Consider the following 17,140-nt stretch of genomic DNA (forward strand, 5'->3'; position numbering starts at 1 on the left):
CTATCGAAAACTAGGTTCGCTCTTGTCTGATTTGACTTCGGTTTTTCCGTTTACTTTTTCTTCTATTCTTGCAAATACCTTGATAGACAGCCACATGATCAGATAGGCTAGGATACTTGCGCTCAAGAAAGGAATGAGCGATGGAACATAGGAAAAGCCGACATAAAGTATAATTATTCCGATTACCATTGAAAACGTAACAAGAGGATATGATAAGCCATACATGACGGCGTGTTTCAAATAGGTTTTTATCGTTCCATTAAAGTGTACATAAATAGGAAAAATATAAAGTAGAATGACGATAAAAACCGAACTAATCGCGATTAATGCGTACCGAATCACAATGTATATAGCGCTCGTGGTCGGAAGAAACACAAGATCGACATATAAAATATATCCAACGATGAATAGGGTCAGTCCTAGGAGGTTGGATTTTAAAAATTCCTTTTTGTATACACTCCAAAATGTTGAGAAAACAGGGATATCCTCTTCTCCCATAATCCATTTTCTAGTTACTGCAAAAAGGGCTACTGTAGCAGGTACAAAGCCAGCAATAACAAGTCCTACTACTGTAAATAGAAGCCATAGCAAATTTAAATAGACTAAACGGGAGATGACCCCGCACCATTTATAAAATGGACTATCCAATCCTCCTAGCATACGTCTGTCCCCTTTCTGATTTCTTATATTTGACCTTGATAGCTTTTTAATAATTGATTAATAGAGATAGGTTTATGTTCCAGTACGGATTTCCAAACCGCTTCTCCAAGCGCAATCGAATAGGCGCCTGCCTCAGCACCTGCTAAAATTTCATAATGGCGTCGTGGATCAATTCCCTGATACAAATCGTGAATTAATATAGGGTCACCACCACCATGACCACCAGCTGTTTTAACAACGTGAATGATTTCCTTTGAGCCAAATAACGGGTAAAAATCAATTGTTTGTTCAGGAACTTCAAATGGAACCCTACTTGGCGCATGGAATTCTTGAGTTTCAATCCTCCCCTTTGTTCCATTGATAGCTAAACGATAGCCTTCGAATGGAGTTGAGAAATTTATGGAATAGCTTAATAAAGCACCTTTATTATATTTTACTGTCGCTGTATACGTATCCTCAATGTTAATCTCTGAATCAAAAATACAAGCATCAGGCCGATAATTGGTATAGGTATTATCCTTATGTTCACCCATGTTTAAGTGATCATCTTCTACAACCTCTGAAAATTCACGAGGATTCCATCTAACATAATAATCACATTTGTCTCTGACATCACAGGTACCACAAAATCGATTATCTGTAGTTGGATCTGGGTTAAGCTCACCATTTGGTCCATAATAATGTAAGGCACCATGAGCAAAAACTTCTTCTGGATATTGGTCTATCCACCAATTTACCAAGTCAAAATGATGTGTAGATTTATGAATGGAAAGCCCACCAGATAACTCACGCTTTCGATTCCAACGCTTAAAGTAACTTGCTCCATGATAAGTGTCGATATACCAATTCAAATCAACTGAAGTTACTCTTCCAATTTTGCCTTCTAAAACAAGCTCTTTAATTTTTCGGTGGTATGGACTGTAGCGATAATTAAACGCTACTGTCACTTTACCTTTACTTATCTTTTCTGCCTCCATCACTTTTGCTGCATCGTTAGCTGTTGTAACCATCGGCTTTTCGGTGATTACATCCACATCATGTTCGAGCGCTTTTAAAATATAATCGATATGTGTGTTATCGCGACTTACAACAATGATACTGTCCGGCTTCGTTTCTTTAATCATTTGTTCGATTTGATCTGGTTGGTATGAAGGGGTTTGGGCCAAGACTGGAAATTTTTCCTTACATAATTCAATACGGTACTCATCACTATCTAATAATCCAACAATCTCACTTTGCTTTGCGAATTTTTCTAGTAATGGTGGAATAAACATTTTTAATGCTCTGTTACTTAATCCACAAACAGCATATCTCTTCATTTATAAAGTAACCCCCGCATGTTGAGTTAGTAATTTTTCCATTTCCATACTAGCCATGATAAACGCACCTGCACCATGTAAATCATTATGACTTCGCTCACGATTGATATAATAATCATATACTCCGATTGAAGTACCGATTACAATATCATCAATGATTAAGTTTCCATCTTCTGTTTCTTTGATTTTATGTTTGAGTAATCCTTCGTAAGCCTTCGTGGCCAGTGCAGCAAATTCTTCCCCCACATATTTTTTCGAAACAGCTTTTGCAATCACATAAACAAATAGACTAGAAGCAGAAGTTTCGAGCCAATTGTCTTCAAGGTTACCTTTATCAATGACTTGGTACCATAGACCTGTTTTTTCATCCTGATATTTCACGATATCGCGAACATAATCTTGAATTAATACAATCCACTCTTCTTTATGTGGATGGTCTTCAGGTAAAAGGTCAATCATGTCAATAACAGCTAATCCATACCAACCAAGTGCACGCCCCCAAATTTCTGGAGCTTTTCCATCTGGACGAGCCCATGGTTGAACGCATTTTTCATCCCAGCCGTGATGATATAAGCCAGTCGCTTCACTCTTTGTATACTTACGCATTAATTTTTCTTGATGAATAACCATATCGATTAATTCAGGCTCATTGAAATTTTGTGCAAAGTGTAGAGCGAATGGTCCACCCATATATAAACCATCCAACCACATTTGATATGGATACTTGTCCTTATGCCAAAATCCACCTTCATTCGTAAGATTTAATGTCGAAAAAATATGACGTAAACGACGAGCTGCTAGTTCATATTTTTTTAGACCAGTAGCTTTATATAATGGGAACAATAAGAGTCCCGCTTGAATAGAATCTAGTTCATCTCTCGCAAATAATAAATTCCCATTGTCATCGATATTGTGATCAACATATGACTTTAAATAATCATAATATTTCTGTTCACCTGTTTTGTTATAAACTAAGTCCATCCCACATAAAAATACACCTTGGTGATAATGCCAACGTCCACCAGGTGGAAGCTCCTCAGGAGTGAATTTTTTCATCAGTGTATCACATGTTTTTTTCGCAAAATATAAAGGTGATTTTTCAATTTTTGTGTTATTCAAGAATCAACACCCTTTCTCATAGTGATCATTTGTAAAATTTGTAAACGGTAACAAACCTCCTGATTTCATGATAGGATATTTATAAAATAATAACTATAATCATTTAATTTACTTTTAAATAAGACCATAATCCCATGAGTTTAGTAGAAACATTCTAATATTATGAACACAATGTGACATAATGATTATTCAATTTATTTAAAAGTACATCTATAATAAAAGGACATTCAAATATTACAGGGATGTTACATTTTTATTAATTCCCCTCTCATTTGAATAGTTTGGAGTGATTACATGAAATTTAAGTTACCCGGAAGTTTCTTCCATAGGATGATTTTATTTGCTAGCATACTAGCCATTATACCTGTCGTCGTTGTTGGAATATTTTCTTTCATTCGTTCTACCTCTGTTGTAGAAAATTATGTTGCAAAAGAAAAAGAGCATAGCGTGTATCAAATTCAAACAAATGTTGAGCAAGTAATTAAGTCAGTGGATCAGTCCTTAACTCAATTAGCATCCTCATCTAAAATAATTGAATCATTAAGGGAGCCACTTACAACAAGACAGTTCCAACTTTATAACCAGCTCAGAGACGACCTTAGTCATCAACAAACATTCGATACTCGTTTAACAGATGTTGCACTGATTAGTCTTGAAAACGACTGGCTTGTAAACAACTATGGGTTGCAACGACTTTCTGAACCTCAACTTCAGGAAATTTCAGATCGCTATCTTTCCCTTAGGACAAGCTCTGTCTGGCTTTTAGAAGAGAATTCAAAAGAGCCACTGTACAAAAAGGTTGCTTCTCGTGCCTGCGGTTACAATTTAAATTTAATTAAAAAAATCCCGATTATCTCATCTAATACAACAGGGATGATAATCGCAAATATTCCAACATGTAGTTTTCGTGATATTTTACAGAAGGACGATTCTTTAGAAAAATTCTACATCCTAGATGAAAATGAAAGCGTTGTCCTTCACAATGATCTGCAAAAAATTGGACAAGCCTTCGAATATAGTGATGTCATTACTGAAAACACAACTCTTGAAAATGATTCTGGTCAATTTACGATTACATCAAACAATACAGATTATCTATTTACCTATCGAAAATCGTTTTACAATGGCTGGATTTATGTTTCCATTGTTGAGCTTAATGAATTAGCTGCGCAATCAAGATCAATTGGATGGTTGACGCTAGCCATCACATTATTGATTGCAGGTATTTCTTTATTATTAGCGTTATTTGGAAGTAAACTAATCTATCAACCTATTAAACAACTGCAAAATGTCATTTTACATTCACTCACAAATAAAGAAGAAAGCAAAGACAGGAATGAATTTGTCTTTATCGAGAATCATGTGAAAGACATGCTAAAGCAAAACGATTTCTTGGAAAAATCATTACAAAACCAAATTAGTCAGCTAAAGCAATTTTTCATGCACCGGCTTTTAACCGGTAAAGTTAATGAAGAAGAACTTGAGGGTAGAATGCAATATTATGGGTATAATTTGGATTTTAAATGGCTTAGTGTTTTAACAGTTCAAATTGACAGCCTTGAGGGTACTTCCTACAAATCAAAGGAAGAAGATGTATTATTATTTGTAATCAATGGTCTTGTGGAAGAACTAATCCCAAGCGATGAGCGAATGTCACCAACTGTTAATAAACAAACCCAAGTCACCCTATTACTCAGCAATATTGAATCAAAAATTGAGTTTAATCAGTATGTAAATGATATTGCTGAAAGAATTCAGAAAAGGGTAAGAGAAGAATACAGTATTCCAATTAGTATCGGAGTAAGTGAACCTTTTAAAGATGTTTTAGAGACAAGAACAGCCTATAAAGAATGTCTAGAGGCGCTTAAATACACACTTAAATATGGCACGGAATCGATTATCTTTTTTGAAAATCTTGAAATCGGAAAAGGGCTACACACCTATTTCCCTAAACGGGTTGAAAATGAACTATTCGATTCAATTAAGGTAAACGATAAAGAAAAAGTATATAGCTTACTAAACGAGTTAATTGATGAAATCTTTTCCGAGGATTTAAATCATGTTCAATACCAGATTTCTTTAGTTCGATTTTTAAGTGATTTAATAGAGTTAATGCATACTTTGGCAATCAATGTTCTTGATTTAGAAGACAACCGTTCTATTTTTGAAAAAATCTATGAATTGAAATCAAGGGAAGATGTAAAGGAATGGTTTATTAACGTAATAATCGACCCTCTTCTTCAAAAAATTGAGGATCGTGCTGAATCACAATATAAATCTATTTCAGAAAACATTGTTCATATTATCCATGAAGAATTTGAATCTAACATTACACTGGATATGATTGCGAATCGACTTCACTATAACCCGAACTATTTAAGTAGTATATTTAGAAAGGAAATGAACATTTCGTTTAGTGAATATTTATCCATGTATCGAATTAATATGGCGAAAAAATGGCTCGCTGAAACGGACATCTCTGTCAAAGATATTTCAGATAAACTAAACTTTAATAACTCCCAGAATTTTATTCGCTCGTTTAAGAAAATCGAAGGAACAACACCTGGTAAATACCGTGAATCCGTAAGAGCAAATTAGCCTTGACTAGCCAGGAATTGTGACCTCTAGCTACTCAAAGCTAAGCTTCTTGCAAGATACTCGCAAAACCTATTCAAAGTAAAATCTGGCTAGGCACTGGAGCTAGACATTAGAAAAGGAGATACACTCATGCAAAAAATGGTAGTCTCTCAAAATGGTGATGGGGATTTTACAACCATTCAAGCTGCAATTGATTCCGTTCGGGTCTTTCCATTGGAACCAGTGTGGATTGATGTAAAAGAAGGCATATATGAGGAAATCATTACCGTTCCAGAAAACAAACCTACTATCACTATCGTTGGTGCAGGAGAAAACAAAACAATCATCTCTGGAAGTAAATATGCCCGTATGAAAAATAAAAATGGCGTGGAAATCGGTACATTTGAAACAGCTGTTTTCCATGCCTTTGCAGACCTCTTCCACTTGGAACAGCTAACGATTCAAAACGTCGCTGGTTTCGGTGATGAAATCGGCCAAGCACTTGCGTTATATGTAGCTGGCGACAAATGTAGCTTTAACCATGTTAGACTTTTAGCAAACCAAGACACACTATACACCTCGAAGGGTCGGCATTATTTTTCTAATTGTTATATTGAAGGTCATGTTGATTTTATCTTTGGGTCAAGTGTTGCTGTTTTTGAAGATTGCACGATTCATAGTTTGCGGAAAGGCTATATTACCGCTGCTTCCACACCAGAGGAAAAGGAATTTGGCTTTTGCTTTAAAAACTGTAAGCTAACAGGTGAAAAGGAAGCCACTGGAGTTTTTTTAGGCCGTCCATGGCGACCATATGCTCATACAGTATTTATTAATACTTGGATGGGTGAGCATATCCATCCAGATGGTTGGGATAATTGGCGAAATGAAGAAAATGAAAAAACCGCTCGTTATTTTGAATTTGATAGCACTGGACCTGGAAGTGAATCCTCTGGAAGGGTTCGTTGGGCTAAACAATTAACAGAAGAGCAAGTTGCCAAGTACACAATGGAAAATATTTTCTATTTAAAAGATACATGGTTACCTAAATAAGCTCCCGATTTGGGAGCTTATTTTTTTAGTTATTACTTTAAACCGATGTATTCGAAATAATCAAAGTCAGCATAGTTGGATGAATCTGTTCCATTGGAACTTGCATACATTCCCATATATGCACCAGTAAATCCTCCAGCAACATCTGTACTTAATATTCTCCCATCAACGTCTTCCTTAAGGACTTCCCACTTTTCTTGTTCTTCTGCAAAATAAAAATGATAGGACTGTCCATATGCCTCTACTTTTAAAAAGACCTTTTGATGTTGATACGGTTGTAATGCGAGGAGTTCTTCCTCCCCTGCTTCTCTCTTCACTAATCGAATCTCTGATTGTGTGCATTCAACCCGGTAGTGAAAATCAGTATTTTGCAGTAAAACTAATCCTGCTACCTCATTTCTATTGGTTGGAGTAAATTCCATTTTTGTTCGAGCTGCAAAGTTGATATGACATTGTCTACGTCCAATAAAAGCCGGGTTAACATCTTCTGTTATCCTTTCAGACTTTAAGTGTAATCGTAAATAGCCCGGGCGTTCGTCTAAAGACCAAAAATCCTCTCTTGGTGTGCGGATAAAATTCCATTGCATCCGTAATTCCGGAAGATCAAAATGATCACAAGCAGGCTCTGTTGGCCATCTTTTTTCTTTTAAATTGGGTTTGACCCCTTCCATTTCAACAATCCCTTTTCCTGGATTGACAACGGGCCACCCCTCTTCCCATTTAAGAGGAACAAGAAAAGACTCCCTGCCTAGGTTGCGATACATGCCTCCGTATGGACGTGACCCCAAACAAACCATCCACCATTCACCATTAGTTGTTTCAACTAGATCTCCATGCCCTACATTCGCGATTGGGTATTCTCTTCCTAAATGACGATGTGTCAAAATCGGATTTGTTTTGGCGCCTTCATAGGGTCCTGTAATTGATTCACTTCGGGCAACCGTTACTGAATGGGTAAAGCCTGTACCACCTTCTGCAATTAATAAATAGTACTTACCATCCACTTTATAAATATGTGGGGCTTCCTGGGCATGAATATACTTCAATGCCCCGTCCCAAAGACTATACTTCTCTCCGGTTAATTGCTTCGTTTCTAGGTCTAATTCCTGCAGCCAAATTTCCATATGTTTTGGGTATAGCTGACCACCTGGCGGGCGCCGATTTGCTGTAACATATACTTTTCCATCATCATCAAAAAATAAAGATGTATCAATACCAGGACAGTCATCTAACCAATATGGGTCAGACCACGGACCTTCAGGGTTCTCAGCTGTAACAAAGAAATTTCTTCTTGCACCCGTCTGACTTTCGACAAAAGTAGTAATGACATAAAAAATACCTTTGTGATATCGAATTGTTGCTGCATAAATGCCTTTTGAATTCGGTGTTCCATCCAAATTTAGTTGGCTTGGTCGGGTTAGAACATGCCCGATTTGACTCCAATTTACTAAATCCTTACTTTTGAAAATGGGAATCCCAGGAAAATATTCAAAAGTAGATGTAACGAGATAATACACATCTCCGACTCGACAAATCGACGGGTCCGGGTAAAATCCTGGAATAACTGGGTTTTTGAACGTAGACATAAAAAATTCTCCCCTTTATTTGTGAACAGTAAAATAGTCGAAATCTACGTACCCTTTGCTAAATTCATGTTCGCTGTTACAACAGTAGATTCCAATTTGAGCACCTACCCATTTTCCTGGAGTGGCCTCAAATGCATCCTCTATCATCTTATAGGTGACTCCATCCTGACTATAACTAAAGCTACACATCGCGCCTTCTTTTACTTCTACATGTAGATATAGTTCATTCCCACCCAAATTCCCAACATAGACTTCACTTTGAAGCTTCTCCTCATCTCCAGTCAAATAAAAAACGCCTAACTGTTCGCCGGTCTGTTTTATGGTAATCGAAGCATATTGTCTTCCTAAAATTAGTAGGCCCGCTTGGTCTTGCTCTGATTCGGGAGCAACTCTTAGTTTTGTTGTTACTTTAAAGGTTTCAGCAGGAAATTTCTGAGTCATGATATTTGGGATATGATAAAGATTTGTTTCACCAGGGTGTCCGATTGCGTGCAATCGCAGCATACCATCCTTTAATTCATACCAATGAGATTTACGATTTGCTTGCCATTGCCATTGAAGTCCTAATTGATTCAAACTAAAATCATCACTCATGTCAGGAACTGTAATCTCTGAATCTACTAGAGTTCCTGGCTTTTTCCATTGAAGAACAGGTTCACCTACACCATCCTTGTTTTGATTTTGCCCCATCACTGGCCAATCATTTTCCCAATCCATTGGCTGGAGATGAACAATTCGACCGTATGCTCCCTTATCCTGAAAATGAACAAACCATGATTCTCCTGTTTCTGTCTCAACCCACCCGCCTTGATGGGGGCCATTTATATTCGTATTTCCTTGATGTAACACAATTTTGTCTTCATAAGGACCGAAGATATTTTTAGAGCGAAGAATAGTTTGCCAACCCGTTGCAACTCCGCCAGCAGGTGCAAAAATATAATAATAGCCATTACGTTTGTACAATTTGGGGCCTTCTATCGTCGGATGGTTTTCACAACCATCAAACACATGGACCCCATCGTCCAGCAGCGCTGTTCCATCCGGCTTCATTCGACTTATATGAAGAATACTTTTAAACCCAATTCTACTTCTTGCAAAAGCACTCACAAGGTAAGCCTGACCATCATCATCCCAAAATGGACAAGTATCAATCCACCCCTTTACTTTCTTAACTAAATGTAGGGGCGTCCATTCCCCAGCTGGATCATCTGCCGTACTCATAAAAATCCCTTCATCTGGCGCACCAAAAAACACCCAAAACTTTTCATTGTGATATCGAAGACTGGGCGCCCACACCCCATCGCCATGACGTGGTTTATCATAGCTTTCAAAAGGTAATGTTTCCGCAACATGATTGATAATTTTCCAGTTAACAAGATCAGTTGAATGCAAAATGGGTAAACAAGGCGTCATATGAAAGCTTGATGAAACCATATAATAATCTTTGCCAACACGAATAACGTCTGGGTCTGAGTAATCTGCATGTAAAATTGGGTTTTGAAACATTCCATTTTCTAAATCGGCTTGCCACACTTTTTGAACAGCAGGACTCTTCTTAGTTTCTGTCATGTACGATTCAACTCCACACAAGTTATTAAAATGTACGTTTACTGTTCTTCTGGATTCAAAGTTGAACATAACCATTCAAAAGATTGATCTCCACATATTTCGTGACCACCTTCAAATAGATGCCATTTTACAAGGTGGTCAACATTACGTTCAGAGTAAATGCTTTTAATATCTTTAATGGCCTTTTCTGTTTCTTTTACAGGAAAAAGGTGATCCATTTTTCCTGACTCAATAAATAACGGACGAGGTACCATTAAGGCGATTAACTCAGGCATTTCTGCGTACTGCAGGATTCCTGGTATATAATTGTCTAAACAATGTCTTCTATTCATGATGCTTCCTTTGAATGTGTTGGTATAGCCTGATATAGCAGTTGCCTGTATCCGTTTATCAAGAATGGTTGTGAAGGCAGCAATAAGTCCCCCTCCAGATATCCCCATACAGCCAATGCGGCTAGAATCTACTTCCTTAAAATCTTCCATAAAATCTAATACTCTTTGACATTCAAAGACACGAAGTCCGGCAAGCGTCTTACCAAAAAGGAGCAATTGGCTTGCCAATGAATAACAGGAATTATCGGAAGGTGATTGGCGCTTATCAATCGAATAAGTTCGTTCTCCAAAACCGATTAGTTCCGGAGCCATCACAACAAATCCCCGTTTAACAAGTTCGATTGCAAAATCCTTATGTAACCCTGGATCACCTTTTCGATCATTACCAGATGGGTCTAGACCGACAATATCTTTGTTTCCGTATCCATGACCATGCAAAGCAAGGATCGCTGGGGCTTTTTTCCCTTTCAGATTGTTTGGAACTAGGACATACATCTGTAACCTAACACTTGGTAGTGTCGTAATTTCTATACTGTATCTTGTATATTGGTCATAAACCTTTTGTTCGATTATTGTGGGTTGAAGTGATACATCACTCTTAAAAGACCCAAGTAACTCTTGAAATTTTAAAGTTAATGACGATTGCCAATCTTCATCATAGGTTTTTGGATTCCTTTTTACTGTATCTTGATATAATTCATCCAAAAATTGATGGATTACCCACATGTTAATCCCTCCAATTCCTTTAAAACACAACTATAAAAAAATTATAAATCTTGTTTTAAAACACGATTTGACTCGTTAACTTTCACATAATTCTTGCTCGCCATTTGCGTTGCGGTACCATTAATATTTTTGTTTTCAACTTGGTTTAAAACGATTACTGGTGTGGACTCATTTTGGTTTCTCATTGAAAAATGATCAATCGTAACATGCTCACTATCCTCGACTTGCAGTCCTGCACCTTGACGGGTTTCTACACGTACATGATGAATATCTAGATTTGAAATATACTTGCCGAAGATTCCCGCTCCTGCCATCACCAATTCTTCTTGAACCATGTCTGGCTCTCCACCTTTTTCTTTTGGGTCAAGGGTCATTTCAATTGTAGAATGATGGATGGATATATCTTTAACTGGTCGTTCCGGAAGTCCATAAATAAATCCTGCAGCTGCTCGACAGTTTTTAGCTGTGATATGACTAATTTGGATATGTTCGATTTCTGGTGTTTTTTCAGTTATTGGTTGCTTCTGAAGACTATTCACTGTCGGGTCGTTCTCATTCACACCATGGCGATAAAATGAATTGATTGCAATTGGACATAATACATCCTCCATATAAATATTATTCACGAGGATGTTTTTCACATAGCCGCCACGTTCACGATTTGTTTTAATCCGTACCCCGCGGTCTGTTCCAATAAATGTGCAGTTCGATATGGTTACATTTTTAATTCCACCGGACATTTCACTTCCAAGAACGATTCCGCCATGTCCATGGTGCATTGTACAGTTCGTTACAACCACATTTTCTGTTGGTTTTCCTACTCTTCTACCGTCTTCATTTATACCCGACTTTAAAACGAGGCAGTCATCACCCACAGCAAAGTGGCAGTCTGAAACACGTACATTCGAACAAGAGTCAATGTCAAATCCGTCACCATTTGGTGTGTCTGCGGGATTTTCAAACGTTACATTATGGACAGTAACATGGTCGCAATAAACGAGATGTGTATTCCAAAATGGTGAATTTTTTAATGTGACACCTTCTATTGTGACATGCTGACAATTCATCAATTGCAATAATGGTGGACGTAAGAATTGTGAATCCCATTCTACTAAATTCGTATCAATCGGTTCCATAAAATCTTGATTAAGCCCGGCAATTCGTTCTGTCGTTTCTGAGGAGTATGCTCTGCTATTCTTACGAAGCTGTCTATTAATTAACCACCAAGCTTTCCCTTGCCCATCGAAGGAACCTTCCCCTTTAATTGTGACGTTGTGAAGTTGATCTCCATAAATTAATGGAGAATAGCCATAACACTCATAGCCTGACCAACGGGTTTTAACAGGTTGGTAGCGATCAAAATCATCAAAAAAACGGATTGTAGCGCCTGCTTCTAAGTAAAGGGTAATATTACTTTTAAGGACGATCGGCCCTGTTAAATAAGTTCCAGCAGGTACATATACAGTTCCTCCACCATTTTTGGCAGCCTGATTAATGGCTTGCGCAAAAATCTCTGTATGGTCTGTGTGATTATCCCCAATCGCTCCTAATTGTGTAATGTCTAAAAAAGCCATTCTCTTCCCTCCAACAATGATTTACTATTTCTCTTGTAATCTATTTTCAACGAGTTCATAAAATCTTCCAGAACCATTAATAGGGATTACCTTTTTACCAGCTAGTTTGTGTAATTGCAATCGAATTAAGGTCGTTTGGGTTCCGGCATTCATATCCCCTTCATATAAACCCTTACCTAAATGAACGGCAACAGGCATATCTGGATAAAACTCGTCCGCTTTAACCTGAGCAACATTTGGTGCAGATGGTGAATCGTCAATCTCTCTTGAGAAACCACCATCAGGACGCTTTAGTTTTTCAATGTTATCAACTGTAATTTGGACAATTTCTTCAAGTTCGTGCCCTGGTATCTCTACATTAATATAGGACAACAAATCGATAGGATTCCTGATATAGCACATATCCTTTGCTGTTTCCGTGCGTAAGCAGTGAAGGATGCTTTGGTACATTTTCTCAACCCTTGGCATCGTTAATCCGAACTTATGATAGAATGTATGAAGCTTGAACGTCCCTGAGATCCGTACATACATGCTGCCTTCTCCCCAAAGACCTGTTTGTCGATCTTGGATGCTTTCTAAGTACTTTTCAGCAATTTGAATCATTTTTTCCTGTTTTTCTTGCTCCATCTGCCCGATGTACATGCATGATGATGCTAATAAATCACAGCCGCGCCAACTATTCACTAAACTAATACTCTTCCACTTTTTTACGTATTCTTCTTCTGAATTTACATAATGGGGGGCTTGATTAAGTTCAACAGGTGATGGATATAAAGGTGAACCACCTAAACGATCTAATGAGTTAATAGAATAATTGAAGGCTCTGCTCACCATTACTTCATCATCTTTCATATGTGGGTTTTCATCTAGAAAATAACCTGTTTCAGGGTCTTGTTTATTTTGAAAAAAAGAAACAAATTTTGCCCGTAATTCTACGGGCATTTTCGTCAGTAATTCATTTCGCGATAAAATGTTTAAGGCTTGGGCAGTTGATTCGATATCAGGTGTAAAGGAGCTATCAGATATAGAACTTTTTGCATAATAAAACCCTCCTGTAATCGGATCATATTGGCCTGCCAACCATTCAAAAAATCCATCAAATAGAGAATCTAATTTCTCAAAGGAATTGGTAAAATTCATCTACAGCTCACCTTTATATTAAATTTTTAGATTTGGTATAGTCCTATTAAACTACTCCTTCATTGAGCCAAGCATAGCTCCTTTTGTGAAGTATTTTTGTAGGAACGGATAAACCATTAATACCGGGATTGTTGCTACAACAATAACGGCCATTTTGATTGTAATATCTGGCGGTGGGATATTTGTAAATTCTGAGCTATCATAGCTAAGTCCACTAGCGAGAACAACAATCTGTCTTAGTAAGACTTGAATTGGCCATTTGGCCGCATCATTGATATAAAGAATTGCATGCATGTATGTGTTCCAGTAGGCAACAGCATAGAATAAAGACACGGTTGCAAGGGCCGGCTTAGAGATAGGCATAACAATTCTAAATAGGACCCCAAAGTCGTTACAGCCATCAATTTTAGCTGACTCGATTAAACCTTCTGGTAAACCCATGATAAAGCTTCGTAAAATAATCATATTAAAAACGTTGATGGTGACTGGTACGATTAACGCAGCATAGCTATCTAGTAAACCCGTGTTTTTAACAATTAAGAAAGTCGGAATCATACCACCACTAAATAACATAGTGAATACGAATAAGAACAAGATTTGTCTTCTACCGATTAGGTCCTTACGTGATAACCCATAAGCTGTTAATAATGAAATAAACATACTCCATAATGTACCGATGAGTGTCACTCCAATTGAAACGAATAATGCCTTAAAGATTGTATTCGTTGAGAATATATATTTATAGGCATCTAAACTAAATACAGTTGGAAACAAGACAAAACGCTTATCTGCTAACTCTGCACTGGTAGTAAACGAAGCTGCGATCACATGAATAAATGGTAGAACCATTGTAAGTGCTATCAATACAAGTAATAAATTATTTCCTAAACGGAAAATGCGGCTGCCGAGTTGTTTTTCTCCGACCATTCTCTCACTCCCTTTCCTCTTTCTAATAGATACCTTCTTCCCCAAATTTCTTTGCCATTCTGTTTGCAAAGACAACAAGGATTAAACCAACTAGCCCTTTAAATAAACCGACAGCTGTACTGTAGCTATATTGACCCTGTAATAATCCAGTTACATATACATACGTATCAAAAATTTCAGCAACGTTTCGGTTTGAAGCATTTAATAATAGATAAACATGCTCGAAACCAAGCTCTAACACATCTCCGATTTTTAGGATAAGAAGCACAATGATAACTGGTCGAATTGCCGGTAATGTAATATGCCAGATTTGACGTAATTTACTTGCTCCGTCCATTTTCGCAGCTTCATATAATCCAGGATCTACCCCGGAGATAGCAGCTAAATATATGATTGTTCCCCATCCGGCACTTTGCCATACAACTTGAGTAATATAAATAGGTCTGAACCAATCCGAGTTCATTAAGAAGTTTATTTTATCCATCCCTAGACTCACTAATAATTCATTGATTAATCCACCGTCCATTGTTAATAGAACAAAGCTGATTGAAACAATAATGACCCAGCTCATAAAGTGGGGAATATAAATTAGTGACTGAATCGTTCTTTTAAAGAAAAGATTTTTAACCTCATTAAGCATTAAAGCTAGAATAATCGGAATTGGAAACGCTATAAAAATATGCAATCCAAAAAGGACAAGTGTATTTCGTAATATCATCCAAAAATCCGAATCTGAGAACAAACGGATAAAGTGTTCAAACCCTACCCATTCACTTCCCAAAATCCCTTGATATGGTTTATAATTCTGAAACGAGATCACGAGACCAAACATAGGAACATATTTGTAAATAAGTAAATACAGCAAACCTGGTAGAATCATCAAATATAATAGTTTATTTTTAAATATGCGCCTTTTTATTTCGGCTTTAAAACTTCGTTGCAAATCAGGTCTAACAGTTGTCTTTTGTGCCGTTAGTTCGGTTTGACTGCTTTGTTCAATAACTATTTCTGATTTCACCCTCATCTTCCTTTCATCTTTAATTTGTAATCTTTTACGTATTTGCTAAAGGTTTGTGCAAGCAAATACAATAGGAGTTTTTGATGTTACCGATATGAAAAAAACCTTATACTTTTATTTTGTAAATCTTTTTATATATCGTAAATAATCAAAGTTTCATATACTCATTACATTGTGGTAGTTTAGACGACTTTGACCGCTTATCTTAGATTATGATTATATCTACCACTACTGTTTTTCGTAATAAAAGAGTGTTTATTTACTACCAAATACGGGATGAGCCACTGCACTACCGCTATTGCAAAAAGCACGAATGGAATACTTTCAGCTTCAATGCCATTTACAAAAGTTAAGAAAATGATTATCCCAAAACCTCTACCTAAATTAATAATGGTTTCTCGTAATACAACGGCCTCCGTCCTAAAATTCGATTTTAACGGAAGCTGTCCGATCATGTTATAGTAAAACGCTTCATATGCATTCCCCTGCAAAGGCTTAAAAATGGAATAAATGGACATAAACAAAATAACCGTTAATGCAGATAAATCGGCTAGTAAAAAAACGCTAGACAATGTAAAACCAGCGGCTGAAAGGAGCAAATACTTTACAGTCCCTTCCGACTGTGCAAACCTTGAAATAAAATAGCTTGAAATAATTGACAACGACAGGAATAAAATATTTAAATTAGCCACTGTCTGTTCTTTTAGAAAGATTTCATATAATAAAATGGATGGAATAAACGATAAAATTCCGTGTGGAAACCCTAAAATAAACCAACCAACCATTGACTTCTTAAACACTGGTTCCCTTTTTAAGATTAAGGGGAGGTACTTCATATAATAGGATGTATGATGGTTCTCCTCTTTTTTCAACTTCATGCTTCCAATTGCTGCAATTGCAAACATCACGAAAGCAGCACCGAAAACAATCATATAACCTTGGAATCCTGAGTATAAACCGATGATAAATCCAGCAATCGCTGGTCCTGATAGATTTGTACCATTCATTACAATTGTATTTAACCCTAACACCCGAAGACGATTTTGATCTGTTGACACTTCATGGACAATGGTGAAATAGCCTAACCAATATAAGGCTTGCGAAATACCTTTCATGATGGCAAATCCAATATAAAATGTCACGATTTCTTCTTGGGCAAGTAAAATAAAGAGATAGAAGAGGGCCGTAATAAAGATACCTAATCGATATGCAAGCAGTTTTCCTTTCCGCTTTGCGAATTTACCAATCGAAAATGTTGTAATAGCCTGTGCAAGAAGAGCTACCAAATTGAAAACAGCATTTATAAACAAACTATTGGTTAATCTCCATAGATAAATATTGAGAAAGATAAGTGACATCGAATTTCCAAATTGGTAAATGGCATGATTCACAAGAGAAATGACTGCTTGCTGATTTAATCTTTTTTCCTTTTCAATACGTAACATACGTACACTTCCCTGAGATACAATTTCGTTATTTTCGATCGATATGAATAAATAAAAGGCTGTAAAGTACAGCCTTTTATTTGTTAAAGTCAAAGATT

13 protein-coding genes are annotated in these 17,140 nt (G+C 36.9%); 2 read left to right on the forward strand and 11 right to left on the reverse strand.

Going from position 1 to position 17,140, the window contains the following annotated elements:
• The 3 genes from DZB84_RS05590 to DZB84_RS05600 are packed head-to-tail and all read right to left on the reverse strand — an operon-like array spanning position 1 to position 3,098.
• Positions 1-660 carry a YesL family protein gene (locus DZB84_RS05590; RefSeq protein WP_116351268.1) on the reverse strand — a complete coding sequence of 220 codons (660 nt, stop codon included), beginning with the start codon at positions 658-660 and terminating at the stop codon, positions 1-3.
• A 23-nt stretch (positions 661-683) separates the two neighbouring features.
• Positions 684-1,979 (reverse strand): Gfo/Idh/MocA family protein, encoded by a 1,296-nt coding sequence (locus DZB84_RS05595; protein WP_116351269.1) that lies wholly within the window; start codon positions 1,977-1,979, stop codon positions 684-686.
• Positions 1,980-3,098 (reverse strand): glycoside hydrolase family 88/105 protein, encoded by a 1,119-nt coding sequence (locus tag DZB84_RS05600; protein WP_116351270.1) that lies wholly within the window; start codon positions 3,096-3,098, stop codon positions 1,980-1,982. It abuts the gene before it with no gap.
• 294 nt (positions 3,099-3,392) lie between these two features.
• Here DZB84_RS05600 and DZB84_RS05605 point away from each other — a divergent pair, with 294 nt between their 5' ends.
• Together DZB84_RS05605 and DZB84_RS05610 are read left to right on the forward strand one after the other, a co-directional pair.
• Positions 3,393-5,696: a helix-turn-helix domain-containing protein gene (locus DZB84_RS05605; RefSeq protein ID WP_116351271.1), complete on the forward strand. Its 2,304-nt coding sequence runs from the start codon at positions 3,393-3,395 to the stop codon at positions 5,694-5,696.
• A gap of 129 nt (positions 5,697-5,825) precedes the next feature.
• The gene (locus DZB84_RS05610) at positions 5,826-6,725 is read left to right on the forward strand and encodes a pectinesterase family protein (protein ID WP_116351272.1); all 900 of its coding nucleotides are present in this window, start codon (positions 5,826-5,828) and stop codon (positions 6,723-6,725) included.
• Positions 6,726-6,757: 32 nt separating this feature from the next.
• On the opposite strand, the gene DZB84_RS05615 is transcribed toward DZB84_RS05610, so the two are convergent.
• The 8 genes from DZB84_RS05615 to DZB84_RS05650 form a co-directional block, all read right to left on the reverse strand.
• Positions 6,758-8,311: a glycoside hydrolase family 43 protein gene (locus DZB84_RS05615; RefSeq protein ID WP_116351273.1), complete on the reverse strand. Its 1,554-nt coding sequence runs from the start codon at positions 8,309-8,311 to the stop codon at positions 6,758-6,760.
• Positions 8,312-8,326: 15 nt separating this feature from the next.
• Positions 8,327-9,880, reverse strand: coding sequence for a glycoside hydrolase family 43 protein (locus DZB84_RS05620; protein WP_116351274.1), 1,554 nt, complete (start codon positions 9,878-9,880; stop codon positions 8,327-8,329).
• 38 nt (positions 9,881-9,918) lie between these two features.
• On the reverse strand, positions 9,919-10,938 hold the full coding sequence (locus DZB84_RS05625) for an alpha/beta hydrolase family protein (protein WP_116351275.1): 1,020 nt from the start codon (positions 10,936-10,938) through the stop codon (positions 9,919-9,921).
• A 41-nt stretch (positions 10,939-10,979) separates the two neighbouring features.
• Positions 10,980-12,512 carry a glycoside hydrolase family 28 protein gene (locus DZB84_RS05630; RefSeq protein ID WP_116351276.1) on the reverse strand — a complete coding sequence of 511 codons (1,533 nt, stop codon included), beginning with the start codon at positions 12,510-12,512 and terminating at the stop codon, positions 10,980-10,982.
• Positions 12,513-12,536: 24 nt separating this feature from the next.
• Positions 12,537-13,652 carry a hypothetical protein gene (locus tag DZB84_RS05635; RefSeq protein ID WP_116351277.1) on the reverse strand — a complete coding sequence of 372 codons (1,116 nt, stop codon included), beginning with the start codon at positions 13,650-13,652 and terminating at the stop codon, positions 12,537-12,539.
• A gap of 51 nt (positions 13,653-13,703) precedes the next feature.
• A complete protein-coding gene (locus DZB84_RS05640; RefSeq protein ID WP_116351278.1) occupies positions 13,704-14,579 on the reverse strand; it encodes a carbohydrate ABC transporter permease in 876 nt (291 codons plus the stop codon).
• Positions 14,580-14,601: 22 nt separating this feature from the next.
• The gene (locus tag DZB84_RS05645) at positions 14,602-15,603 is read right to left on the reverse strand and encodes an ABC transporter permease (RefSeq protein ID WP_116351279.1); all 1,002 of its coding nucleotides are present in this window, start codon (positions 15,601-15,603) and stop codon (positions 14,602-14,604) included.
• A gap of 194 nt (positions 15,604-15,797) precedes the next feature.
• A complete protein-coding gene (locus tag DZB84_RS05650) occupies positions 15,798-17,042 on the reverse strand; it encodes an MFS transporter (RefSeq protein WP_116351280.1) in 1,245 nt (414 codons plus the stop codon).
• Positions 17,043-17,140: the final 98 nt, after the last annotated feature.

Origin of the sequence: Bacillus sp. HNG (assembly GCF_003400205.1) — a bacterium.
Lineage (GTDB): Bacteria > Bacillota > Bacilli > Bacillales > Bacillaceae_L > Ferdinandcohnia.